Annotated in this window: 22 protein-coding genes and 1 tRNA gene; 13 read left to right on the forward strand and 10 right to left on the reverse strand. The window is 60.5% G+C overall.

Annotated elements, in window-relative coordinates; translation table 11 throughout:
- Positions 1-2 precede the first annotated feature (2 nt).
- The 3 genes from BXU06_RS08020 (at position 3) to leuA (ending at position 4,764) form a co-directional block, all read left to right on the forward strand.
- Positions 3-710, forward strand: a complete 708-nt coding sequence (locus BXU06_RS08020; protein ID WP_077298480.1) for a UbiA family prenyltransferase — start codon at positions 3-5, stop codon at positions 708-710.
- Positions 711-1,377: 667 nt separating this feature from the next.
- Positions 1,378-3,045: an alpha-isopropylmalate synthase regulatory domain-containing protein gene (locus BXU06_RS08025; RefSeq protein ID WP_077298482.1), complete on the forward strand. Its 1,668-nt coding sequence runs from the start codon at positions 1,378-1,380 to the stop codon at positions 3,043-3,045.
- Between the two features lie 54 nt (positions 3,046-3,099).
- Complete coding sequence (gene leuA, locus BXU06_RS08030; protein ID WP_077298484.1) at positions 3,100-4,764, forward strand: 2-isopropylmalate synthase; 1,665 nt, start codon at positions 3,100-3,102, stop codon at positions 4,762-4,764.
- 71 nt (positions 4,765-4,835) lie between these two features.
- On the opposite strand, the gene BXU06_RS08035 is transcribed toward leuA, so the two are convergent.
- The 6 genes from BXU06_RS08035 to flhB form a co-directional block, all read right to left on the reverse strand.
- A complete protein-coding gene (locus BXU06_RS08035; protein WP_077298486.1) occupies positions 4,836-5,654 on the reverse strand; it encodes a flagellar motor protein in 819 nt (272 codons plus the stop codon).
- Positions 5,655-5,759: 105 nt separating this feature from the next.
- Positions 5,760-6,500: an RNA polymerase sigma factor FliA gene (locus tag BXU06_RS08040; RefSeq protein WP_077298488.1), complete on the reverse strand. Its 741-nt coding sequence runs from the start codon at positions 6,498-6,500 to the stop codon at positions 5,760-5,762.
- 40 nt (positions 6,501-6,540) lie between these two features.
- Positions 6,541-7,401 (reverse strand): cellulose synthase operon protein YhjQ/BcsQ, encoded by an 861-nt coding sequence (locus BXU06_RS08045; RefSeq protein WP_077298490.1) that lies wholly within the window; start codon positions 7,399-7,401, stop codon positions 6,541-6,543.
- 13 nt (positions 7,402-7,414) lie between these two features.
- Positions 7,415-8,950 carry a flagellar biosynthesis protein FlhF gene (flhF, locus tag BXU06_RS08050; protein ID WP_077298492.1) on the reverse strand — a complete coding sequence of 512 codons (1,536 nt, stop codon included), beginning with the start codon at positions 8,948-8,950 and terminating at the stop codon, positions 7,415-7,417.
- 6 nt (positions 8,951-8,956) lie between these two features.
- Complete coding sequence (gene flhA / locus BXU06_RS08055; RefSeq protein ID WP_077298494.1) at positions 8,957-11,041, reverse strand: flagellar biosynthesis protein FlhA; 2,085 nt, start codon at positions 11,039-11,041, stop codon at positions 8,957-8,959.
- Between the two features lie 10 nt (positions 11,042-11,051).
- Positions 11,052-12,218 (reverse strand): flagellar biosynthesis protein FlhB, encoded by a 1,167-nt coding sequence (gene flhB, locus BXU06_RS08060; RefSeq protein WP_077298496.1) that lies wholly within the window; start codon positions 12,216-12,218, stop codon positions 11,052-11,054.
- Between the two features lie 88 nt (positions 12,219-12,306).
- Between flhB and BXU06_RS08065 the strand changes: the two genes are divergently transcribed.
- The 8 genes from BXU06_RS08065 to infA all read left to right on the forward strand — a co-directional run bounded on the left by BXU06_RS08065 (position 12,307) and on the right by infA (position 17,344).
- A complete protein-coding gene (locus BXU06_RS08065; protein WP_077302756.1) occupies positions 12,307-13,101 on the forward strand; it encodes a thymidylate synthase in 795 nt (264 codons plus the stop codon).
- Entirely contained in the window at positions 13,098-13,613 is a 516-nt protein-coding gene (locus BXU06_RS08070) for a dihydrofolate reductase (RefSeq protein WP_077298498.1), read from the forward strand. Before BXU06_RS08065 ends, BXU06_RS08070 begins: the two co-directional genes overlap by 4 nt.
- Before the next feature lie 137 nt (positions 13,614-13,750).
- On the forward strand, positions 13,751-14,584 hold the full coding sequence (gene dapF / locus BXU06_RS08075; protein WP_077298500.1) for a diaminopimelate epimerase: 834 nt from the start codon (positions 13,751-13,753) through the stop codon (positions 14,582-14,584).
- 74 nt (positions 14,585-14,658) lie between these two features.
- On the forward strand, positions 14,659-15,324 hold the full coding sequence (locus BXU06_RS08080; RefSeq protein WP_171982159.1) for a DUF484 family protein: 666 nt from the start codon (positions 14,659-14,661) through the stop codon (positions 15,322-15,324).
- A gap of 8 nt (positions 15,325-15,332) precedes the next feature.
- Positions 15,333-15,887 carry a hypothetical protein gene (locus BXU06_RS08085; protein ID WP_077298504.1) on the forward strand — a complete coding sequence of 185 codons (555 nt, stop codon included), beginning with the start codon at positions 15,333-15,335 and terminating at the stop codon, positions 15,885-15,887.
- A 230-nt stretch (positions 15,888-16,117) separates the two neighbouring features.
- Positions 16,118-16,432, forward strand: a complete 315-nt coding sequence (locus BXU06_RS08090) for a hypothetical protein (protein WP_077298506.1) — start codon at positions 16,118-16,120, stop codon at positions 16,430-16,432.
- Positions 16,433-16,697: 265 nt separating this feature from the next.
- Positions 16,698-16,773: transfer RNA gene (locus BXU06_RS08095), tRNA-Met, on the forward strand.
- A 304-nt stretch (positions 16,774-17,077) separates the two neighbouring features.
- Positions 17,078-17,344 (forward strand): translation initiation factor IF-1, encoded by a 267-nt coding sequence (gene infA, locus BXU06_RS08100; protein ID WP_077298508.1) that lies wholly within the window; start codon positions 17,078-17,080, stop codon positions 17,342-17,344.
- A gap of 148 nt (positions 17,345-17,492) precedes the next feature.
- On the opposite strand, the gene BXU06_RS08105 is transcribed toward infA, so the two are convergent.
- The 4 genes from BXU06_RS08105 to lptF form a co-directional block, all read right to left on the reverse strand.
- The gene (locus BXU06_RS08105) at positions 17,493-18,158 is read right to left on the reverse strand and encodes an alpha/beta fold hydrolase (RefSeq protein ID WP_216352559.1); all 666 of its coding nucleotides are present in this window, start codon (positions 18,156-18,158) and stop codon (positions 17,493-17,495) included.
- A 138-nt stretch (positions 18,159-18,296) separates the two neighbouring features.
- Positions 18,297-20,879: a [protein-PII] uridylyltransferase gene (locus tag BXU06_RS08110; RefSeq protein WP_077298510.1), complete on the reverse strand. Its 2,583-nt coding sequence runs from the start codon at positions 20,877-20,879 to the stop codon at positions 18,297-18,299.
- A 43-nt stretch (positions 20,880-20,922) separates the two neighbouring features.
- Entirely contained in the window at positions 20,923-21,996 is a 1,074-nt protein-coding gene (gene lptG, locus BXU06_RS08115) for an LPS export ABC transporter permease LptG (protein ID WP_077298512.1), read from the reverse strand.
- Positions 21,993-23,078: an LPS export ABC transporter permease LptF gene (lptF, locus tag BXU06_RS08120; RefSeq protein ID WP_077298514.1), complete on the reverse strand. Its 1,086-nt coding sequence runs from the start codon at positions 23,076-23,078 to the stop codon at positions 21,993-21,995. The genes lptG and lptF overlap by 4 nt, the downstream gene beginning before the upstream one ends.
- A 227-nt stretch (positions 23,079-23,305) precedes the next feature.
- Between lptF and BXU06_RS08125 the strand changes: the two genes are divergently transcribed.
- Complete coding sequence (locus BXU06_RS08125) at positions 23,306-24,874, forward strand: leucyl aminopeptidase (protein ID WP_077298516.1); 1,569 nt, start codon at positions 23,306-23,308, stop codon at positions 24,872-24,874.
- Positions 24,858-25,286: a DNA polymerase III subunit chi gene (locus BXU06_RS08130; protein ID WP_171982160.1), complete on the forward strand. Its 429-nt coding sequence runs from the start codon at positions 24,858-24,860 to the stop codon at positions 25,284-25,286. The genes BXU06_RS08125 and BXU06_RS08130 overlap by 17 nt, the downstream gene beginning before the upstream one ends.
- Positions 25,287-25,302 lie beyond the last annotated feature (16 nt).

Genomic DNA, 25,302 nt, shown 5'->3' on the forward strand with positions numbered 1-25,302 from the left:
CCATGACCCCCTTGAAAACCTATCTGGAGCTGTGCCGGATCAGCAACCTGCCCACGGTCTGGACCAATGTGCTGGCCGCCGCCGTGCTCAGCGGCGCGGGGCTGAGCATTGGCAGCTATCTGCCACTGGCACTGGCCATGTCGTGCTTTTACATGGCCGGCATGTGCTTTAACGACGTCTGCGACCGTGAGATTGACCGGCTGACACAAGCCCGGCGGCCCTTGCCCTCCGGGCGCATTTCACTGCGCCGCGCCATCGGGCTGACCTGCGCGCTGTTTGGCCTGGGCCTGGGCCTGCTCGGGCTGAGCCCGCATCCGCTGGCCCTGGCCGCCGGATTGTTGCTGGTGGGCACCATCGTGTTTTACGACCTGCACCACAAAGGCAACCCCTTCAGCGTGCTGGTGATGGCCGCCTGCCGCCTGCTGGTGTTTGTGGTAACCGCGCTGGCGTTAAGCGGGCAGTTGAACACCTGGGTGCTGCTGGCCGGCGGCGCACAGTTTGGCTATGTGGTGCTGATTAGCCTGGTGGCCCGCCATGAAAACCAGTCGGCGCGCCGGTTTGCCTTTCCGGTGATTCCCGCCATGCTGGCGGGTATTTCACTGCTGGATGGTCTGCTGCTGGCCGGACTGGTCGGCTGGCCCTGGCTGGGATGTGGCGTAGCGGGTGCGGCGCTGACTTGGCTGGCACAGCGCTATGTGCGTGGTGATTGAAGACACGCTGACCGACCTGCTCGTTGGCGTGACGGTGCTGGCTGGCATTGGTTGCGACGCTATTTTAGAGCGCACTGATTGATTCAAAAACAGGTCGGCAGCAACCTCTGGCCGCATTTTTTACAACAGCATGTGACATGGACAGCCAGCGCAGAGGCAAAACGGCTGCCAGATTAAGCGCCAGCGCTGCCACGGCCAAGTCCAAGCCAGCAACGAACTGCGCCAACGGAGTATCTTTGTTTCACCGTTCGGCGTTCTACGTCGGCACTCTCAAAACTGCCATCCATACCCGCACCGATGCGGCACTCCTCACTACGTGGCCAAATTAGACATAATGACAGATTTTGATGCATGCCCCATTTTCTCAGCGTGGCATCACGGAAAAAAACCATCGAATATGGCTATTGTCTAATGTAAAAAAGCCCAGGCTCTTGTCGAAAACATCAAAAACTCACCACTGGAACATGGCTCTCACGCTACCACATAAAAAATAATGGACACTTTGTCCAAAATCACGCCAAAATTGTCCTACGGTTCTCTAAGAACCATTGACCATCCATAAAAAATCCCATAGTATTTCTATCTAATTGTCTAAAAACTGAAAAGCCACACCAGTTTTCTACTTTATCTGACATCAAAAAAATCACGCTAAGATTTTGGGAGGAATTTGGACATCAACATTGACAAGCTGATCTCCGATTTTGGCGGCGTAGCACCTCTGGCGCGCCTGCTGGAACAGCACTTCCCCGATCAGCCCATCTCGCGTGCTGCCATCTACAAATGGCGAAAGAGAGGCAGCATGCCGTTCAGTCAAATAAAACGCATCGCCAGGCTGGCTTCGCTGGCAGGCAAGTCGTTTGAACTCAGCGATTACTTTGCCAACCAGGATCAAGACCAAAATAGCCATACAGCTACATTGCGCGTGCTTGATGCCAGCCTGCGTCCAGCGCATCTTGGCCTGGCCCCGGCACTTGGCGAACGCAACCAACAGACCCTGGTGCGGCAACTGGAAAAACTCGGAGTCGATCGGATTGAAATAGGCCAGAGCAGCGGGCATGCACAGATCGGGAAAACCCTGGCCACGCTCTCTGCCGTGCTTGAACATGCCCTGCCCTGTGTGGTCAGCGAACTGGATGAACACGCGGTTCTTCGTGCCGCCGAGCTGTTTTCCGGGCGCAAGCACGGTGTGATCCGTCTGCATGTGCCAGTCGAAGCCCTGCATGGCCCGGGGGGAATCACCTTACGGCGCTGCATCCAGCTGGTTTGCCATCTTGGCCTGCAGACCGAATTGCTCATTCCGGCACAAGAAGGCTGGAGTGATGAGCAACAGGACGGTTTATGCCGGGTGATTTCACTGGGCGTCACCACGCTTACCCTGCACGATGCTGGCCAGCATTGGATACCCGAACAATGGGCACGCGTCATCCGCATGGCACGGCAGGCACTGCCTGCCCATTCCGAAGTCTGCTGGGGGGCTTGCTGCCATGACGGATATGGACTGGGAACCGCCAATACCCTGGCGGCAATACGCGCAGGGGCAAATCAGGTTGAAACCACCTTTGTCGGAGAACATGCCGCGTCGATCAATCCGCTGCAGGCCACACTGGAAGCACACACCTCCCTTTATCGGGTGCGTAGTGATTTGCGCATGGATGCTTTACCCGCCACCAACAGCCTGATTGCGTCACTCACTGGGGCCAACCGGCATATGGCCATCCATGATTCATCGCCACACCGCCATGCCATTGGCCCCATCTCTGGGCGTAAGGCATTTCGTGCCAAGCTACACAGCCTGGGCATTGAATTCGACAGCGAAGCGATGCTGAATCAGGCATTTGCCCACTTCCGTGATCTGGAGTCCCGCAAACGGGATGTATTTGATGAAGATTTGCATGCCTTGCTGGTAGACCTGACTCCGGCACAAGAGCCTTACCGGCTGATTTCGCAATACATCGTGTCTGAAACCGGCGAACCTCCGCAGGCACGCCTGCGGATCTGGAGCCATGGGCAGGAAGTCACCACACAAGCCAGCGGCTCCGGTGTAGTCGACGCTGCGTTTCGTGCCATTGAAAACGTGATTCAGACCGGTGCCAGACTGGTGCTGTACTCGGTCAATGCCCTGACCGAAGGCACCGACAGCCAGGGCGAAGTGCTGGTTCGGCTGGAGGCAGATGGATATCGCCACAGTGGACTGGGGGCCGATACCGACATTCTGGCATCCAGCATCAAGGCCTATCTGGCGGCAGCCAACCGCTTGGCACAAGCCCGTCAGGCCGCAGCAGAGCCCCAGGACAACACCACATCACCCCACCCGGCAAGCAGCCAGGGGATATGACCGATTCACCCCCCAGGCAATCGCCTGACTTTTGGATAGATAAAGGAGCACACCATGCTGAAGAACCCTGCCAGTAAATATCGCGCATTTCAGCCGATTTCCCTGCCTGACCGCACCTGGCCCAATCAGGTGATCCGCCAGCCACCCATCTGGATGAGCACCGATCTGCGTGATGGCAACCAGGCCTTGATCGAACCGATGTCAGGTGAACGCAAACTGCGTATGTTCCAGCTGCTGGTTGCGGCGGGTTTCAAGGAAATCGAAGTGGCCTTTCCGTCCGCCTCGCAAACAGATTTCGATTTTGTCCGCCATTTGATCGAAAACCATCTGATTCCGGATGATGTGACGATCGAAGTGCTGACGCAATCACGCGAAGACCTCATCCGCCGCACCATCGAATCCTTGCGTGGCGCACGCCGCGCCATTGTGCACCTTTACAACCCGATTGCTCCCAGCTTCCGCCGTATTGTGTTCGACACCGATCGGGAAGGCGTCAAGGCGATTGCCGTACGCGGCGCCCAGCTGATCAAGGAGGTCACTGCCAGCATATCGGATACCGAATGGGTGTTCGAGTATTCCCCGGAAACATTCTCGGCAAGTGAGCCGGCGTTTGCTCTGGAAGTCTGTGATGCCGTCAGCGCCATGTGGCAACCGACGCCGCAACAAAAAATGATCATCAATTTGCCGGCCACGGTGGAAATGTCTACCCCCAACACGTATGCCGACCAGATTGAATGGATGCATCGCCACCTTGCCCGCCGAGACAGCATCATTCTGAGCGTCCATCCGCATAACGACCGAGGTACCGCCGTGGCAGCAGCAGAACTGGCCGTGATGGCCGGTGCGGATCGGGTCGAGGGCTGCCTGTTTGGCAATGGCGAACGTACGGGCAACGTGGATCTGGTGACGCTGGCCATGAACCTTTATTCGCAAGGCGTTGACCCGGGCCTGGATTTCTCCGACATCGACCATGTTCGAGAAGTGGTGGAATACTGCAATCAACTGCCGGTACACCCACGCCATCCGTATGCCGGAGACCTGGTATACACGGCATTTTCCGGATCGCACCAGGATGCCATCAAAAAAGGCTTTGCCCAGCAAAAGCCGGAGGCGTACTGGGACGTTCCCTATCTGCCGATTGATCCTGCCGATGTCAAACGCAGTTATGATGCCGTGATCCGGGTGAATAGCCAGTCAGGGAAGGGCGGCGTCAGCTATCTGCTGCAGCAGGAATATGGATTTGACTTGCCCCGACGCTTGCAGATCGAGTTCAGCCGGGTCATCCAGCACCATACTGACCTTCAGGGCGGTGAGGTGACGGCGGATGCCATTCACCAACTGTTCCGGCAGGAATACCTGAACCACGATACGCCTTATGCCTATCTTGCCCACAGCCTGGCAGACCAGGGGGGACGTGGCGCACAAGAGGTGAAACTGTCTGCCACCATCTCCCGTCACGGTGAGGAATATGTGCTGACGGGGGCAGGCAATGGCCCGATTGATGCCTTTATTGCTGGCCTGTCGCTGCCGGTTTCCGTGGTGGATTACCACGAGCATGCCATTGGCGCAGGTGCCAATGCCGAGGCCGTCTGTTACGTGGAACTGCGCGTCAACAATAACGATATCGTATTCGGGGTAGGCGTGGATGGCAATATTGTTGCCGCTGCCATGAAAGCCATTCTGGCCGGATTGAATCGCCACGCACGCGATACGGCGTAGATCCTGTTGGGCAAAATCATCAGGCTGCTGCGTTGCTCGGGCATCCTGATGACCAGCACAAGGGAGCCTGGTTATCCGGCAGATGGCGGGCTGCCCGGCGGGTTGCCGGCCTGGCTGGGGGTCAGTTTGGGCGGTGCGGGCAGGTCTGGATCCAGAAAGCCCTGCAGGCGGTTTTCCAGCAGGCGCGGGTTTTCCCCGCTACCGATCGACACCAGGCCTTCAATCTGCATTTCCATCAGGTCAAGCTGTGTGGCCAGCTGGGTTTTCAGCTTGTGTGCCACTGGCAGAAACAGCACATTGGCCAGGCCCACGCCGTAGACAGTGGCCACAAAGGCCACGGCGATGCCACCGCCCAGTTTGGATGGGTCGCTGAGGTTTTCCATCACATGAATCAGACCCAGCACCGCACCGAGAATCCCCAGGGTGGGCGCATAGCCGCCTGCGGCTTCCCAGACTCGGGCCGCCAGCCGTTCACGCTGCTCCAGCGTATGGACGTCCAGTTCCAGCGCCGCGCGCAGTGACACCGGGTCTACCCCATCAGCCAGCAGTTGCAGGCCTTTTTGCAAAAACGGGTGATCGACATTGGCCTGGGCAAATTCTTCCATGGAAAGAATGCCGTTTTTCCGGGCAATCTGGCTCCAGCTCACCAGGTCGCTGAGCTGCTGGTGCAAATTGGGTCGGGGCGGCAGGAACACCCGTGGCAGGCGACGCATGCCAAGCATGAATTGCGCAGGCGTGCATTGCAGCATCACGGCCCCCAGGGTGCCGCCCAGTACAATCAGCAGTGCAGTGGGCTGAAACAGCGAGCCAATATGGCCGCCTTCCAGCGCCTGCCCCAGCAGGATGGCCGCCACGCCAACAATCAGGCCCAGTACGCTGGTCAGATCCATGTCCGGCCCTCCGGGCAAATACGGCAGGGCAGGGGTGGGGTGGAGAAGGCTAAGTGTCGCGGCATCGGGAGTTCAGTATTCAAACGGGGACAATCGGAACGCGGGCTAGATCCACTCGCGCATTTTGGCGCGCAGACGCACCACCACCTGGCTGTGCAGCTGACATACCCGGGATTCGGTCACGCCGAGCACTTCGCCAATTTCTTTCAGGTTGAGCTCCTGCTCGTAGTACAGGCTCATCATCAGCTGGTCGCGTTCCGGCAGGGTTTTGATCGCTTCAACCAGTCCCTGGCGAAAACTGCTGTCGTTGAGAATTTCTACTGGGTCAACCTGACGTGGATCGGCAATGCTTTCCACCACACTGCCGCCGCCGTGGTCTTCGTCGGTGGCAAAGTCTTCGTAATAGACCAGCTGGTGGCCCTTGCAGTCGAACAGGGTGCCCTGGTAATCGTCCAGCGACAGCCCTAGCGCTTCGGCAATTTCGGGTTCACGTGGCGGTCGGGCCAGGCTTTGCTCCAGTTTGCCGATGGCTTCTTCGATTTGCTTGGCTTGCTTGCGTGCCTGACGCGGCAGCCAGTCGGCACGACGCAGTTCATCCAGCATGGCACCCCGCACCCGCTGGCTGGCAAAGGTTTCAAACAGCACGCCCTGGCTGGCGTCAAACTGGCGGGACGCTTCCAAAAGGCCAATCAGGCCCACCTGCACCAGATCGTCCAGCTCTACCGATGCGGGCAGCCGGCTCATCAACAGGTAGGCGATTTTTTTAACCAGCGAGGTATGGCGTTCAATATCGGGAGCACCCGATGCAGCGGCGGTATGGCTGGGATAGGTCACTCGCCGGTTCATGCGGAATCTCTGCGAAATACGAGGTCAGGCATAGGGTTGATCATAGCGGGGTGGCTTCCTCGGCCAGATGGCGGGAGGCAGCCAGATAGCGTTCAAAAAGTTGGCGGGCATTGCCATGTTCAACCGAACACCAGCGCGGCAACACCGCAGCCAGCTGGGAACAGGCGGTGCTGGCTTCGCTGTCGGGGAAACCATGCAGGGTGGTGGTACGCAATAGCGCGGCGCGGCGCATCATTGGATCTTCCGGCACAAAACCCACCCAGCGCAACGATACGCCAAGAAATTCGCTGGTGACTTGCGACAGGCGCTGGAAAATGGCCTGTGCTTCGTTGACATCACGGGCGCGATTGACCAGCACGTCAAAGCGGCGGCGGGCAAACTCCAGCGCCAGCCGCTTGATCATGGCGTAGGCTTGCATCAGCGTCTGGATATCCGGGGTCAGCACCAGCACCAGGTTATCCGCCAGCGCCGCCAGCGCCGGATCGGTGCCCACTGAAGGCGTGTCGATCAGCACCAGTTCCACGTCGCGGGTCAGCGCTTCATACTCCGAAACCAGACGGCGCTCCACCGTGTCGGACAAATGGGTGAGGGTGTTGGGCCGGGTGTAGACATTCATCACCGAGCTGCCAAACGGCAGGGGCGTGACAGCGTCGTCGAGCGAACCCTGGCTGTTGACCACCATGTCCAGCGTGACGCCAGGGTCGTCAACAAAGCGTTGCGCCAGTGGATTGCCCGGATGGGCATCCAGAATCAGCACGCGCCGCTGTGCCGCCACCAGGCCGGCGGCCATTTCTGCCACCACCGTGGTGGTGCCACAGCCGCTCACGCCCAGAAAGGCGAAGCTGCGCCCTACTTGGGCGGACGGGGTCAGTCGGCGCAGGCTGGCTGCCTGGTCTTCCATGGCGGTCCCGTTCCTACAGCGTGCCAACAAAGGCAGAGGTCAACAGCTGATATTCATCACTTTTCAGGCTGTATGGGCTGGCTTCGCGCGCCATCTTGAAGGCGCGGTCAATCAGGTAATTGGATTTGGCCAGGTGAAGGTCTTCTGGCACGCGCTGGCCGTTGGTGACGTACAGCAGCGGCAGGCGATGGCGAATCACCGTGTCGATGGCACCGCCCAGGGTGGGGGCTTCGTCAATTTTCGACATCACGCAGCCCACCAGCCCGCCGCCAGGCAGGTAGCGGTTGACCACATCTTCCAGCGTGGCACCGTCAGCATTGGCCGCCAGCACCAGAATCCGGGCAATCGAGCGCCCGCCATTGGCGGCGTTGTGTGCGTACATCTGGGTTTGTGCGTCCACCCGCGCATCGCGCTGGCCCATGCCGGTGGAGTCGATCAGCACCAGATGCTTGTCGGCCAGGTCGGCCAGGGTCACGTGCAGGTCGGCTTCGTTTTGCACCGAGAACACCGACACGCCGAGAATCTTGCCGTACAGGCGCAGTTGATCCTGTGCGCCAATCCGGTAGCTGTCGGTGGTGATCAGGGCGATGCGTTCAGTGCCGTGGCGCAGGGTGGCGCGGGCGGCCAGCTTGGCCACCGTGGTGGTCTTGCCGATTCCGGTGGGACCTACCAGTGCGTATACCCCGCCCCGTGCGATGATTTCATCGGATTCTTCTACGGTTTTCAGGTTATGCACCAAGGCCAGCTTGGCCCATTTCAGCGCGGCTTCGTCACCCAGATTGTCTGGCAGCTTGGCCACCAGCTGGCGGCACAGCGCTGGCGACAGGCCCAGCGCCAGCATCTGGCGGAACAGCTCGGCCTGGCGCGGATGGTGCTCTTCCATATTGGCCCAGGCCAGGCTGGCCAGCTGGCTTTGCAGCATGGTGCGCATTTCGCGCATTTCACCCGACAGCGAGTCGATTTTTTCCATGGCTTGATCGCTCAGTGCCGGGTTGTCGCCCAGATCGGGCAGGCTGTCGGCAGACGGGGCGAGTTCACGGCTGGGCTGTTCGGGCGCTTCATAACGAGCGTATACCGACTGCGGCGATGGTGCGGGCGGTGGCGGCGGCGGCGAGGTGGAGGTCAGCGCCGACATCGGAATGCTGATTGAGGGTGGCGACGAGCTGCGCGGGGTCGGATCGGCGGCAACCTGGCGGGTGGCCTGGCTGCTGAAGGTTTCCGTGGTGGCCGGGCGGGATGGCGTAGGCTCATCCAGCGGCTCCACCGGCATGGCGTAAGTGCGCGCCACGGCGTTGGACATTGGCGAGGCCTTGCCACCTGCGGCCGGTTTGGGCGCTGCAGACGTGCTGGCCTGCACCGCCGGTGTGGCGGTGCTGCCGGGTTTCATGCTGGATGCCAGCGCACTGACATCCGCGTCAGCCACCGCCATGATCTCTACCCCGCCGCCTACCGGGCGGTTGGACAGGATCAGGGCGTCCTCTCCCAGTTCGTTACGGACCTGTTTGAGGGCATCGCGAGTGGTGGCCCCAAAAAACTTCTTCACAACCATATGCGCTTACTCTCGACCACCCACCACAGAAATGATGCGGATGGTTTTGTTGTCCGGAATTTCATTATGCGCCAGCACGGCCAGTTGCGGCATGGCCCGGCGCAGGAATTTGGCCAGCAGCGGACGCAAGGCTGCCGGTGTCAACAGCACTGGCGCTTGCCCTTGCTGCTCAACGCGTTCAGCTTCACGCGAGGTATTGGCCAGCAAGCTTTCGGCCAGCCCCGGTTCCAGGCCGCCGCCCTTGGATTGTACGGCGTTCACCAGGATTTGTTCCAGGTTCGGGTCCAGCGTCATCACCGGCAATTCATCCGCGCTGCCATACAGCTGGTACACAATGGTACGCCCCAGCGCCACCCGCACCGCCGAGGTCAGGTCGTCGATATCCTGGGTAATCGGCGTGTGTTCGGCCAGTGTTTCGATGATGGTGCGAATATCGCGAATGTGCAAGCCTTCGGTCAGCATGTTCTGCAGCACTTTTTGCAGAATGCCAATCGGCACCACTTTCGGGATCAGGTCTTCCACCAGCTTCGGTGCATCCTTGGCCACATGGTCAACCAGTTGCTGGGTTTCTTCGCGACCCAGCAGTTCGGCAGAGTGATTGGACAGGATATTGGAAATATGCGTGGCCACCACGGTGCTGGCGTCCACCACGGTGTAGCCCAGCGATTGGGCCTCATCGCGCAGACCGGATTCAATCCACAGTGCTGGCAGACCAAACGCCGGGTCAGTGGTGGGCGTGCCCTGTACAGTGCCCAGCACCCGGCCCGGATTGATGGCCAGATACTGGCCGACAAACGCTTCACCCTGGCCCACTTCCACGCCCTTGAGCAGAATGCGGTATTCGTTCGGGCGGATTTCCAGGTTGTCACGGATATGCACCGATGGCACCAGGAAACCCAGCTCCTGGGCAATTTTCTTGCGGATGCCGCGCACCCGGCGCAAAAGCTCGCCATCCTGGGCGCGGTCGACCAGCGGAATCAGCCGGTAGCCCACTTCCAGCCCGACCGGATCGACAGCCTGCACGTCCTTCCAGCTGACTTCGGCCAGTGGTGTTTCGGTCAGTTGCTGGGCATCGGCCAGATCGGGTTCGTCAAAGGCCATTTCGGCCTGTTTCTGCTTGCTGCGCTCCAGCGCCCAGGCCAGGCCGGCCAGCGAAGCGGCAATCAGCAAGAAGGCAAAGTGCGGCATGTTCGGGATGATCCCGATCAGGCCAATCACGCCGGCGGTGATGTACAGCACCTGCGAGTTGGCAAACATCTGCCCCAGCATCTGCTCGGACAGGTCTTTGTCGGTGCCCACGCGCGACACCACAATACCGGCGGCAGTGGAGATGATCAGGCCAGGAATCTGCGCCACCAGGCCATCGCCGATGGTCAGCAGCGTATAGGTTTCCAGCGCCTTGCCCAGCGGCAGGTCATGCTGCACCAGGCCAACGGTCAGCCCGCCAACAATGTTGATCAGCATGATCATGATGCCGGCAATCGCGTCACCACGGACAAACTTGGAGGCACCGTCCATTGAGCCAAAGAAGTTGGCTTCGTCGGCAATCTGCGCCCGACGTTTTTTGGCGTCTTCTTCACCAATCAGGCCAGCGTTCAGGTCGGCGTCAATCGCCATCTGCTTGCCGGGCATGGCATCCAGGGTAAAGCGGGCACTCACTTCGGCGATCCGCCCGGCACCCTTGGTGATCACCACAAAATTGATGATGGTCAGGATGATGAACACCACAATACCGACAGCGTAATTGCTGCCGACCAGAAAGTGCGAGAACGCTTCAATTACCTTGCCGGCGGCATCCGGGCCGTTATGCCCGTGCAGCAGAATGGTCCGGCTGGACGCCACGTTCAGCGACAGCCGCAGCAGGGTGGTGACCAGCAGCACGGCAGGAAACGCCGAGAACTCCAGTGGTTGCCGGGTATTCAGCCCGACCATCAGCACGATGATCGATACGGCAATGTTGAAGGTAAAGAAAATGTCCAATAACACCGCCGGCAGCGGCAGGACCATCATCCCCAGAATCATGATGATGAGGATCGGGCCTGCCAGCGAGGTGTAGTTGTAGCGTTTCAGGAACAGGGAGAATTTATCCATCCAGCATCATTCACGATTTCGGGGTTGGCGAAGTATCTTGCTGGCTCTTGCTGGCCGGGTCAAGCTCAGGGGGTACGGGCAGTGTGTCCGGATAGACCGGGGTGATGCCGCCGTGGGCATTATAATGGCGTAACTGGAAAACATAGGCGAGAACTTGCGCGGCAGCGGTGTACAGCTGATGCGGAATTTCCTGGCCAATTTCGGCATTATGGTACAAAGCACGGGCAAAGGGCGGCGCGCGCATGATGGCAACCTTGTGCTCCTTCCCCAGCGCAATGATGTTTTCGGCGGTTTTCAGCTTGCCCTTGGCCAGTACTTTGGGCGCGCGCATGCCTTCTTCGTACTTGATGGCTACCGCATAATGCGTCGGGTTGGTGACAATCACGTCGGCGTTGGGCACTTCCGACATCATCCGCTTGCGCGCGGCTTCGCGTTGCAACTGGCGAATCCGGCCCTTCACTTCGGGGCTGCCTTCCGAGGTTTTGTTCTCCTGTTTCATTTCCTCTTTGGTCATGCGCAGACCCTTGCGGAAATTCCACCACTGGAATGGCACGTCAATCAGCACCAGCAGCAGCAGCGAACTGACCACAATCAGCGTGGTGTGCACGGTCAGTTCCATCATGCGCGCAATGCTTTCGTCCAGCGGCAGGGTAATCAGCTGGATAATCTGGCCCATTTCCAGCCAGATCACCCAGGTGGATATGCCACCAATCAGCGCACTTTTCAGTACCGCCTTGCCGCCTTCCATCACCGCCGAGACGGAAAACATCCGCTTGATCCCTGGACCAGGGTTCAGCTTGTTGAACTTGAAGCCAATCGGATTCAGGGTAAAATTCCAGCCGCCCAGCAGCAGGGTAGGGCCAATTGATGCGACCATCAACGCACCCAGAATAGGCATCAGCATGATGATCATATCCACCATATCCTGGCGGAAATGCTCGTTGATCAAGCCTTCCTGCAGCAGGGTTTTCTGGTCGAAGATGAACTCCCGGCGGATAATGTTGTTGAGCGAGTCCATGAGCTGATCGCCCAGCACAATCAGCAGCGCCACCCCGGTCATGGTCACGGCAAACGTGGCCAGCTCCTTGGATCGGGGTAACTGACCATCTTCGCGCGCCCGCTGGAGTTTCTGCTCTGAGGGCTCTTCGGTTTTTTCGAGGTCGCTTTCTTCGGACATGGCGCGCAGGCGGTCAAGGGTGTCAACCTGGCGATTTTACCGGACTTTTGTGTCCATCAGTTCATCATGAGAGGGTTTGGGGTTTTTCATGCAGGTTTATCTTGATCTCATGCGCCATGTGCTGGCGCATGGCCACGTCAAAACCGATCGTACCGGCACCGGCACGCGCTCGGTGTTTGGTTACCAGATGCGCTTTGATCTGGCCGCCGGTTTTCCCTTGGTCACCACCAAAAAAGCCCACGTCAAATCCATCATTCACGAGCTGCTGTGGTTTCTGGCCGGCGACACCAATATCCGCTACCTGAAAGACCATGGCGTATCCATCTGGGATGAATGGGCGGATGCCAATGGCGACCTGGGCCCGGTGTATGGCTACCAGTGGCGCAGTTGGCCCGCGCCGGATGGCCGGCATATCGACCAGATCAGCCAGGTGCTGCGCCAGTTGCGCGACACCCCCGACTCGCGGCGGATGATTGTCTCGGCGTGGAATCCGGCGCTGGTTGAGCAAATGGCCTTGCCACCGTGCCATGCGCTGTTCCAGTTTTATGTGGCCGATGGCAAATTATCCTGTCAGCTTTACCAGCGCAGCGCCGATATCTTTCTTGGCGTGCCGTTCAATATTGCCAGCTATGCACTGCTGACCCTGATGGTGGCGCAGGTGTGCGGCCTGCAGCCGGGCGAGTTCATTCATACCCTGGGTGACGCGCATCTGTACAGCAACCACCTGGAACAGGCCGCGCTGCAATTAAGCCGCGAGCCGCGCGCCTTGCCGGTGATGCGCCTCAACCCGGCGGTAACCGACCTGTTTGCCTTCCGCTTTGACGACTTCACCCTGGAAAGCTACGATCCGCATCCGGCCATCCGGGCGGAGGTGGCGGTATGAGTGCGCTGGCCTTGATTGTCGCCATGGCCCGCAACCGGGTGATTGGCAAAAACAATGCGCTGCCCTGGCATCTGCCGGAAGACTTGCAGCACTTCAAGCGCACCACGCTGGGCGCGCCGATCATCATGGGCAGGCATACCTGGGCGTCAATTGGCCGGCCTTTGCCGGGGCGGCGCAATATTGTGCTCAGCCGCAATCCGGCCTGGCAGGCCGAGGGCGCTGAACGCGCGGCGTCGCTGGAAGACGCGCTGGCCTTGTGCCGACAGAGCGACCCTGCACCAGCGCGGGTGTTTGTGATTGGCGGAGCCCAGTTGTACGCCCAGGCGCTGCTGCTGGCAGATGAGTTGTTTATGACTGAAATTGACGCAGATATCGACGGCGATGCGTATTTTCCACCTATCGACGCTGGCGCATGGCACACCCTGTCCACCGACAGCCATGTGCAGGCCAGCAGCGGCTGGACCTATCGCTTTATCCATCTCACCCGGCGGCAACAGACTGCCGGAAGATGACAATATGGTTTATGATTTTGCCTGCACAGCCGCAGTGCAGGCAGTTTGCATCGGAGTTGCCCGGCTTGGCCGCCGCGCAACCATGTTGATGCACGTGCCCTTATAAAAAAACCTGACGGCAGAGAAATACAGACTCCATGACCTTACAGTTCAGCAAAATGCACGGCCTGGGCAACGATTTTATGGTGATTGATGGTGTGCGCCAGCGCGTGCGCCTGAGCCCGGCACAAATCCGCCAACTGGGCGACCGCCACACGGGCATCGGCTTTGATCAGCTGCTGCTGGTGGAAGCCCCAGCGCTGCCAGACACCGATTTTCGCTACCGGATCTTCAACAGCGATGGCGGCGAAGTGGAGCAATGCGGCAATGGCGCGCGCTGTTTTGCCCGCTTTGTGGTTGAGCAGGGGCTGACCGACAAACGCGCCATCCGGGTGGAAACCGCCAAGGGCATCATTACCCCGGTGCTGGGCGACGACGGCATGGTCACCGTCGATATGGGCGCGCCGCGCTTTTTTCCGGTGGACATCCCGTTTGAAGCCGACGCCGAGACGGTGATTCATCCGCTTACCCTGGCCGATGGCAGCGAGCTGGCCATCACCGTGGTGTCGATGGGCAACCCGCACGCGGTGCAGGTGGTGGAAGACATCGCCACCGCACCGGTGGCCAGCCAGGGCCCGCAAATTGAATCACACCCACGCTTTCCCCAGCGGGTGAATGCCGGTTTCATGCAAATCCTGTCACCAGATGAAATTGCCCTGCGCGTTTACGAGCGCGGCGCGGGTGAAACCCTGGCCTGTGGCACCGGAGCCTGTGCAGCGGTAGTCGCCGGCATTCGCCGGGGGCTGCTGGCATCGGCGGTGACCGTCCACACCCGTGGCGGCGACTTGCGGATTGAATGGGCTGGTCCAGGCCAGCCGGTGCGCATGACCGGCCCCACGGTGACAGTGTTTCACGGCACGGTGTCCCTCTAACCCTTTTGACGGTGACAACAGTGCCCGCAAGCGGGCCGTTGACGCCCCGCACTGCCCCGACGGAGTCCTGTTTGATGTCGATGACCGCCAGCGAAGTGGCCGCCTACCTGGAAGCCCACCCGGAGTTTTTTGACCAGCATAGCGAATTACTGGCCAGCGTGCGGGTGCCGCACCCGCAATCCGACTATGCGGTGCCGCTGGTGGAGCGGCAAGTGCTGGCCCTGCGCGATAAAAACCGTCAGTTGGGTGCCAAAATGACCCAGCTGATCCGCTTTGGCGAACGCAATGACCAGATCATCACCCGTCTGCATGCCTTGTCGATTCGCCTGGTGCGCACCCTGGATGCGCGGGATGCGGTACAAACCACGCTCAGCAGCCTGGAGCGCGACTTCGACATCACCCATGCCGGCCTGCGGCTGTGGGGCAGCGGAACCGACCACGACAGCCTGACTGACTGGCACGCCAATGATGTGCGCCTGCCCATTATTGCCCGCAACCTCACCCAGCCCTACGCTGGCCCGTTTGCCCCGGACCACATCATCGACTGGTTCTCGCGTGACCCGGTGATGCAGTCATTTGGCCAGGTGGCTCTGCGCCGCGACAGCGGCGAAGCCTTTGGCCTGCTGGTGCTGGCCAGCCTGGACAGCTATCGTTTCACCACCGACATGGAAACCGACTACCTGGCCAATCTGGGTGAACTGCTCAGCGCCGCGCTGATGCGCACCCTGTCGATGCACTGACCTTCGCCATGGCCGACGCCCCGCTGTGGATCAGCCTGCTGTTGCTGCCTGCCTTTGCCGCGCGCGGCCTGTGGCGGGTGCAGCGCAGTGGCGATGGCCTTGCCTGGGTGATGTGGCTGGCCGGCTGGGCACTGTTAGCCATTGGTTTCAAGCTGCTGCGTCCGCAACTGGCGGTCAGCGCCTTGTGGCTGCCGTGTTTTTATCCCTATCTGTGGCAAGGCGTGGCCGCCACCGGCTGGCTGTTGTGTCGCCCGTTTCCACTGGACCTTCCGCCGCATGACCGTCTGGCCAGCGATAGCCTGGCAATGATGCTCGGTCATCTGGGCGTGCTGGCTGGCGGCCTGTTCAGTGACGATATCCGCTACGCTTACTGGTACCGCCCTGCTGCCATGACCCTGGTATTCTGGCTGGCCACCCTGTTGCTGCAGTTTTACCGGCTGAGAAGCGCACGGCGAACGCCCAGCGTGCTGGCTTTGTTCAGCCAGATGCTGTTGCCCGCCTTGCTGGCTGCCGGGGTGGGCTGGCTGGCGCGTGGCGGGCGCAGCCCGTTCGGGCCATGGTGATTCAAGACGATTGTCTCGTACTGGGTCGCGGAATTTCATTTATTCAGACATTCATGCCGGCACAGCCGCCTGCCACCTGCTAAGCTGAAAGCCGGAGCGTATGCCGGGATGACTGGCGCGCACCGGGGAGAGCAGGCACCGTGGTCGGGTCACACTCCGCAAGTGTTGGGTGCTGCCCGGCAAGCTTGGCCTGCTGTTTTTTCGTGTCTGCCGCAAACAGGAGTTTCGCGATGCAACACAAACCTATCCTGATTCTATGGCCCGCCTTTATCATCGCCTTGGTGATGACGGTCACGTTTTTTTCCATTTTTGATCCGATGGAGCTCACCCTGAATGGCAGCGCGCTGTTTATCAGCCCACTGGCCGGTTACAGCGTGTTCTTTTTTGCGTCCTGGGCGCTCTGTGCGCTGGTCAGTGCGCTGACGCTGTATCTGCAACATGGCAGTGGTGAGATCAACGGCTTTTGCCCGGTGGACCCGCCCAATACCCGTCAGGACGACGAAGACCCGGATGCGCGTCTGAGCGCATCGCTGCACGGGCAGTAAGGCATTCAGCCAGGTGGTGTGCCCCTGCTGGCGGGGCGCACCACCTGGTCGGGTTGATGCTTTATAACCATATAAAAATAAAAGCTCGACATTAAGCAAACTTGCTGTTATATTGGCTGTTCGTTAGCTGTTGGATACGTCCGGATCTTGCAAATCATCGCACGACCACCATTGATGAAGTATCAGGCGGGGAGTACTGTAATCATCCCTGCACCACCTAATTTAGGCGGTATGGAAAATTTTCCGTATCGCCGTGTCGTTCAGTCGCGGGATGGAGCAGTTGGCAGCTCGTCGGGCTCATAACCCGAAGGTCACAGGTTCGAGTCCTGTTCCCGCAACCAGTTATACTTGGCCCAGCCATGGGTCAGGCAAGCAGCACCCTCCCGTCTCGCAGGGCATGCCTGCCGGTTCAGCGCCTGATGCGCCGAACGGCAAGCTGGTTTCATGCAGCGCTGCTGCCCATGCTCTGCCCTATTGCCCGTCAGCCAGGCTCTGGTCAATGACGGGCCTGTGTCTTTCCACTGTATCCCCGAAGCGGTCTGTGTTTCGATCTGCCGTCGTTGACGGACTACCGATCAGGCCCTGTCGCCGGATTGTCTTGACGCACGCGCGCTTGGTCGGCGTGGCCGGTCATGGAGCGCCATCATGGCAAAAGAAGAACCGATTGAATTTGAAGGCCTGGTAACCGAACTGCTGCCGGGATCGACCTTTCTGGTCAAGCTGGAAAACGGTGCCGAAGTGATCGCCTATGCCTCAGGCAAAATGCGCAAGCACCGCATCCGCATTCTGGCAGGTGACCGGGTAACGGTGGAAATGTCGCCATATGACCTGACCAAGGCACGCGTCAGCTTCCGCCACAAGGACGAGCGCGCACCTGGCCCGCGTCCGGCACCGCGTCCGTACGGGCGTTGATCGATTGCCGCAGCCGTTGGCGTGGGATCAGTGGGCACCCACCGGAAGATGCCGGTTGAGGTAGCCTGCAAAAGTTTGAATCAAAGCCATGCGCGTGCATGGCTTTTTGCTGTCTGGCTTGCGCGGGACACCATGCCGCCCTCAGCAGTCAGGCGGGAGAATGTGCCGCCAGAAACGCCTGAACGGCAGCAGTCACCGCCTCCGGCTGGTCGCGGTGCGGGCTGTGGCCACAGTGGGCCAGCTTTAACAGCTGGGTGTGCGGCACGATGCGCTGGATGCCGTCGATTTGCGCCATGCTGGCGTACTCATCATCTTCACCCTGAATCGCCAGCAGCGGGCACGCCATTCCGGCAATGTCCTGCTCCAGATTCCAGTCACGAAACGCCGGGTTCAGCCAGGCGTGGTTCCAGCCCCAGAATGGCGAATCCGGGTCGGCGTGGTGGCGTGCCAGTCGTTCGCGCAGACCGCCTTGCTGGTAGCCTTCACGCGCAGCGCGGATGCCGGCGATAGTGACTTCTTCCACAAAAATATGCGGTGCCAGCACGATGATTCCCTGGGTGCGCTGGGGAAAACGGGCGGCAAACAGCAGGGCGATTGAACCGCCATCGCTATGACCAAACAGCCAGCATGGCGCATCCACCCCCAGGGCGTCGAGCAAGGCCGGCAGCACGTCCCAGCTTTCCTGATGCAGATAGTCCGGTGCCCAGCAGGTATCTGGCTGACGCGGGGTGGACTGACCGTAGCCATGGCGCGAATACACCAGACCCCGGCAGCCGGTAGCCGCGCACAGCCGCTGCGGATAGTCGCGCCACATGGAAATGAACCCAGACCTTCGTGCAGAAACACCAGCAAGGGGGCCTGGCTGCGCTCGGCAAACAGCCACTGGCATTCCAGCTTAATGGTCTGGCCGGCGCGGTGCAGGGTGACGGTGTCTTTCATGCTCGGGTTTCCATCAGCCTTGCAGCTGCAGCACGTCGAGCAGCTCGCCTTCCATTTGCAGGGCGGTTTTCGGGTCGTTGAGCGCGCCGCCTTCCAGCAGGAAGGAGTCTTCCACCCGCGAGCCCAGGGTCATGATCTTGGCCGACTGCACCCGCACCTGATGGCGCGACAGCACCCAGGCAATCCGCGCCAGCAGGCCGGGGCGGTCGCCGGTGACAATCGACAGCACATGGTAATTGCCGCGATCGTCCGGGCGAATGCTGACCTGCGGCTCAATCGGAAAATATTTCAGATGGCGGTTGATGCGTCCACCGTTCGGCGGTGCCAGCGGTGCCTGGCGGGCAAGCAGGGCGGCCAGTTCGAATTCCACGTAGTTGATCAGGTCGCGGTAATCGCCGTCAAAATGCTCGGGCACAAACACATGGAAGGTATCCAGCGCGTAGCCATGCCGGGTGGTGTACACCTTGGCGTCGGCAATGCTGTAATGGGTGCGGCCAAAAAAGCCGCAGATGCGGGCAAACAGGTCGGGTTGGTCGGGGGTGTAGACCAGCACCTTGATGCCTTCCTTGCTGCTGGAAATCCGTGCCTTGACAATCGGCGTGTCAGTATCAACAAAGCGGTTGAGCACGCGGGCGTGCCAGGCGATTTCCCGCGCTTCGTGGCGCAGGAAATACACCGTATCCAGCTGCTTCCACAGTTTTTCTTCCACACCATCCGGCACCAGTGACAGCCGCAGCAGGCAGCGCGCTTCATCGCGGCGTTCTTCCAGTTCGGACTCCATGTCCACATGGCCACCACGCGCCAGCACGCGCAGGGTGGAGGTGTACAGGTCTTCCAGCAGCTTGCCTTTCCAGGCGTTCCACACCTTGGGGCTGGTGCCGCGAATATCAGCCACGGTCAGCAGGTAAAGCGCGGTCAGCCGGCGTGGGTCGCCCACCCGCTCGGCAAAGCGCTGCACGGTTTCCGGGTCGTAGATATCTTCTTTTTGCGCGATGGCCGACATGCTCAGATGCTGGCCAACCAGCCATTCCACCAGCGCGCCGTCTTCTTCTGCCAGGCCATGGCTGACGCAAAATGCCCTGGCGTCGGCCATGCCCAGGGTTGAGTGGTCGCCGCCTCGCCCCTTGGCGATGTCGTGAAACAGGCCGGCCAGATACAACGCTTCCGGGCGGTCAAAGTCATTGATCAGGCGGCTGCAAAACGGGTATTCGTGGTTGAATGCCGGTGAGGCAAAGCGGCGCAGATTGCGCACCACCATCAGGATGTGTTCGTCCACGGTGTAGACATGAAACAGATCGTGCTGCATCTGGCCGACAATCCGTCCCCAGGCCGGCAGATAGCGGCCCAGCACACCGTACAGATTCATCCGGCGCAGGCCACGGGTCAGCCCGGCTGGTTCGCGGAACATCTGCACAAACAGTGCGCGGTTGGCCGGGTCACGCCGGAATGCTTCGTTGATGCGCCCTCGGGCGTGCCACAGCGCGCGCAGGGTTTTCGGGGTGAAGCCGGTCAGCTCGGGATGGCGCTGCAACAGCAGAAAGCCTTCCAGAATCGCCGATGGGGTTTTTTCAAACACATCCGGACGGCGCACGGCAAGCATGCCGTTGAGCGTGCGAAAACGTTCGTTGAGCACATGGCTAACCTGACGCACCTGTGAGTACAGCCGGGCTTTGAGATTGGGCAGCAAAATGCCGTTGAGCTGGCTGACCAGCCGGGCGGCGCGGTAGTACAGCTGCATCAGCTGCTCGGAGGCGCGGCGGGTGGGGCTGTCGTGCAGGCCCCAGCGCAGTGCCACCTGCTGCTGAAAATCAAAAATCAGCCGGTCTTCACGGCGTTTGGCGGTCAGATGCAGGTCGATGCGTAGGCATTGCAGCTGTTTTTCGCTGTGGCGAATCAGCCGTGCTTCCTGGGCGGTAAGAATGCCGCCTTCCACCAGCGCCCCCCAGCTGTCGCCCAGCCCGCTGGCCTTGCTGATCCACAAAATGGTTTGCAAATCGCGCAGGCCACCGGGGCTTTCCTTGACGTTGGGCTCCAGATTATTGGCCACGCCAAAGTATTTGTTGTGCCGCTGCTGCTGCTCGAACTGCTTGGCCTCGAAAAACGCCACCGGGTCGATATGTGCTTCCAGCTGCTGGTTCAGCTGGGTGTGCAGCGCCGTGTTGCCAATCAGCCAGCGGTTTTCCAGCAGGGTGGTTTCGATGGTGATGTCGCCGGCGGCCTCGGCCATGCATTCGTTCAGCGTGCGCACGCTGTGGCCCACCTCCAGCCCGGCGTCCCACAGCGCGCCAATCAGTTGTTCAACTCTGGCGGAGAGTGCCTCGTCGGGATTTTCCGGCAGCAGCACCAGCAGGTCGATGTCGGAATGCGGAAACTGCTGGGCGCGGCCATAGCCCCCCACGGCAATTGCCGCCGCCTGGTCGCCCAGGCCCAGTTCACGCCAGACCTCGCGGATAATGCCATCAACAATATCGGTGGTGCGTTTCATGACCCAGTGCGGGTCGCGCTGGCGGGAAAAGTGTTCGGCCAGTTTTTCCCGGCCATGCTGCAGCTTGCTGCGCCAGCGGGCAAGGTGTTCGGCAGAAAGGGGCGTGTTCATCCGACAGGGTTCCGGTGCAGAAAGGGGGGAGTGGCCCGACGCATCAGCGCCGCTCGCGCCAGGTGGTCAGGACAGCGCCTGCCGCCAGGAAAGTCAGCGTGGGCAGAATGGCCACTGCCGCTGGCCACCAGTTATACAGCAGGCCGAGATGGCCGAGCAGGCGATTGAAAAAGTGAAAGGTCAGGCCAATCAGGATGCCAATAAACAGCTGCATGCCCAGATTGCCCTGCCGGCGGTTGACCGGGGTGAACGCCAGCGCCATCAGCGCCATCGACAGACAGGCCAGCGGGTAAAAGATTTTGCCCCACAAGGCAATTTCGTAGCGTGAGGTTTTCTGGCTGTTCTTTTTCAGGTGCTCGATATACGCCATCAGGTTCAAGCCAGACATCTGCTCGGGCACCACCAGCAACACCGACAGGATTTCCGGGCGAATCACCGACTTCCACACCACCGACGCCTGCTCGGTACGCACGATGCGGGTGGGGGTGATTTTGGAGTCCTGTACCTTGTCCAGCTGCCAGGCACCCTCGCCCAGATAATGGCCGCGTTCGGCGTAGCGGGTGTGAATCAGGCGCAGATTGGCGTCATACTGGTAAATGCGCACGCCCATCAGCGAATTATCCGGCAGGATTTCCCGCACATTGATGAAATTGCGGTCGTCTTTCATCCACGAGCCGGAATTGAACTGCTGCGCCACCACTGACCGGGTGGCGCGGATTTTCAGCCGCTCGGCTTCCTGTTCGGCCTTGGGCGCGATGAACTCGCCCATCAGCAGGGTCACCAGGGCAAAGCCCAGCCCCACCTGCAGCAGAATGCTGCCCACGCGCCACAATGACACCCCCGAGGCGCGCATCACCGTGTATTCCGACGCCGAGGCCAGCAGGCTCATCGCCACCAGCGTGCCAATCAGCACCGCCAGCGGCAGCAGTTCATACACATGGCCTGGCGCTTGCAGCAGCACATGCACCAGCATGATGCCCAGGGTGTAATGGCCTTTGCCCAGGTCGGAGGCTTCGTTGATGATGTCAAAAAACGAAAACAGCGCCACCAGCGCCATCAGGGTAAACAGCGTGGTCAGGCTAATCCGGCGAATCAGATAACGGGTCATCAGGCTCATGTGCGGCTCCTCCAGCGGCGCAGTACGCCACTGCGCCAGGCCATCAGCCCGACAAACAGCGCAAACAGCGCCAGATGCAAAGGCAGCATGCCAGACAGCCAGCTGAGTTTGTCACGCGAAATGGCGGATTCGACCACGCCCATGGTGTTGTAATAAAACATGTAGATAAACAGCGCCAGCAACAGGTTGAAGGTTTGCCCGGCTCGCGGGTTGTAATACGACAAGGGAATAGCCAGCAAGGCCAGAATCAGCGCGCTGACCGGCATCGACAGCCGCCAGGCCAGTTCGCCCCGGTCGGCGCTATCCTGGCTGGCCAGCAAGGCCTGGGTCTGGCGTATCTTGCTGCTGCTTTCGGTCAGCGGTTTCAGCGCCTGGTCGATCCGTACCCGGTAGCGTTCAAATTCCACAATGCGAAAATCCTGCTGGCCGGCTTCGCCTTCGTAACGGCGGCCATGCTCCAGCAGCAAAAAGCGCTCGCCGTGCTGCTCGTCGGTATACAGCCGGCCCGAACGGGCAAACACCGCCGACAGCTTGCCGTTGCCATCAATCAGCTGGACAAAGATATTCGACGCCGACCCGGCTTCACCCGAGTAGTTTTCGATGAAGTACACCCGCTTGCCACCCTGGGTTTCCTTGAACACCCCTGGTGCCAGCGCCGAGATTTCCTCGCGTTGCTTGAGCAGGTTGGCGTACTGGTTGCCCTTGCCCTTGGCCCAGGGGGCCAGAAACAGGCTGACAATGGCCACCAGCAGCACCAGCGGCACGGCAAAGGTGAGCACCGGACGGATCCATGCTGCGGGGGACAGCCCGGCGGTCAGCCATACCGACATTTCACTGTCGCGGTACAGCCGGGTCAGCACAATCATGATTGAGATGAACAAGGTCAGCGACAATACCACGCCAAACGACGCCAGGGTGGCAAAGCCCACCATGGCCAGAATGGCGTCAGACGCCAGCTGACCCGCCGCCGCCCGGCCAAACAGTTTGAGCACCTGAGTGGTGAGCACAATGGCCAGCAGCACGGTAAACACCGCCATGGCCACCTGGGTCAGCTCACGAATCAGGCTGCGTTGAAAAATCATGCGAAAAACGCCTTCTTTGACTTTTTATCAGGGACAAGCCGATAATTGAAAACAACGAAAAAACGGCGGTGATTGCAAAAAAGCCGGGCTTAGCCCCGGTTTTGTCATGCTTGCCGCTGGGCGCCCGCCCGGCGCCGACCCCGGACCGCGTGGATCAGGGCCTGCTCATGCAGGCCTAAAGCCCGGATCAGCCGAAACTTCACCATGCCAGAATATGGGAGCGAATCATGGAATTTAGCATAAAAAGTGGCAGCCCAGAGAAGCAGCGGGTCGCGTGTGTGATTGTCGGGGTGTACGAAGCGCGCAAATTGTCGTTTGCCGCTGACCTGCTCGACCGGATTTCCAATGGCTTCATCAGCGATGTGCTGCGCCGTGGCGACCTGGAAGGCAAGCTGGGCAGCACGCTGGTGCTGCATTCGGTACCGCACACCCTGTGTGACCGGGTGATGCTGGTTGGCCTGGGCAAAGAGCGCGAGTTCCGCGAAAAAGAATACCGTGAAGCCATTCGCGCCTCGCTGACCGCGCTGAGCAAGACCGCCGCGCTGGAAGCGGTCAGCTACCTGACCGAGCTGACGGTGAAAAAACGCGATGTGGAATGGATGATCGAAACTGCCGCCAGCCTGTCGCTGGATGCGCAATACCGCTTTGACCAGTTCAAGAGCAAGCCGGATGAGAACCTGCGCGAGCTGCGCAAGCTCACCCTGTCGGTCAGCCGGCGCAGCGATCTGGCCGAGGGCGAAGCCGGCCTGGTGCGTGGCCTGGCCATTGCCAATGGCATGAAACTGGCGCGTGACCTGGGCAATCTGCCGGGCAATGTCTGCACGCCAACCTACCTGGCCGACACCGCCCGGGCACTGGCCGAACGCTTTGGCAGCGAACTGACCGTGCTGGAGCAGGCCGACATGGCCGAGCTGGGCATGGGCTCGCTGCTGTCAGTGGGCAAGGGCAGCATTCAGCCGCCCAAGCTGATTGTGCTCAAGCATCTGGGTGGCGACGCCGGGCAAAAACCGGTGGTGCTGGTCGGCAAGGGCATTACGTTTGATTCCGGTGGCATTTCGCTCAAGCCCGGCGAAGGCATGGACGAAATGAAGTACGATATGTGCGGTGCCGCCAGCGTGCTGGGCACCTTCCAGGCGATTGCCGAGATGAAGCTGCCGCTTAATGTGATTGCCGTGGTGGCCGCTGCCGAAAACATGCCGTCCGGCGGCGCGTCCAAACCGGGCGACATTGTCACCAGCCTGTCTGGCCAGACCATCGAAATTCTCAATACCGACGCCGAAGGCCGGCTGGTGCTGTGCGATGCGCTGACCTACTGCGAACGCTTTGACCCTGCCGCCGTGGTGGATGTGGCCACGCTGACCGGGGCCTGCATCATCGCCCTGGGCCATCAGGCCAGCGCGCTGTTCAGCAATCAGGACAGCCTGAGCCGCGAGCTGCAGGCCGCTGCTGACGAAGCCGCCGACCGCGTCTGGCCGATGCCGATGTGGGAGGAATACCACGAGGTGCTGAAAAGCAACTTTGCCGATGTGGCCAATGTGGGCGGTCGCCCCGGTGGCAGCATCACCGCCGCGTGCTTTTTGTCGCGCTTCACCAAGGCCTACGACTGGGCGCATCTGGACATTGCTGGGGTGGCATGGAAAAGCGGCAAGGAAAAAGGGGCCACTGGCCGTCCGGTGCCGCTGCTGACCCAGTTCCTGCTGGATCGCGCCGACACTGCCGCCGGCAATGTGGTACGCCGTGGCCGTCCACGCCGTGACACCCCGGAAGCCGGGCACGACGATGACGCAGCAGATTGATTTTTATCACCATGTGCGTGACCCGCTGGGCTTTGCCTGCAAGCTGGCCAGCACGGTGATGGGCAAGGGGCAGCGCCTGCTGGTGCTGCTGCCGGACAGCGCCAGTCTGGCCAGGCTGGATGAGTTGCTCTGGACCTGGCAGCCCACCAGCTTCATTCCGCATTGCACGCTCGACCACCCGCACGCAGCAGAAACGCCGGTGTTGCTCAGCACCCAGCTGCCTGCTGGTGCGGTGCCAGCGCCGGTGCTGCTGAATCTGTCGCTGGGGGTGCCCGAGGGCTATGCCCGCTTTGAGCGTTTGCTGGAGATTGTTGGCGAAGACCCGTCTTCGCTGGCGCGCGCGCGCCAGGTGGCCCGGGCGTACAAGGCCGCCGGGCTGGCGGCGGTATACCATGACATGACCGGGCGCTAAGCCCGGCAGATGCGAG

The organism is Aquaspirillum sp. LM1 (assembly GCF_002002905.1).
Classification (GTDB): Bacteria; Pseudomonadota; Gammaproteobacteria; order Burkholderiales; family Aquaspirillaceae; genus Rivihabitans.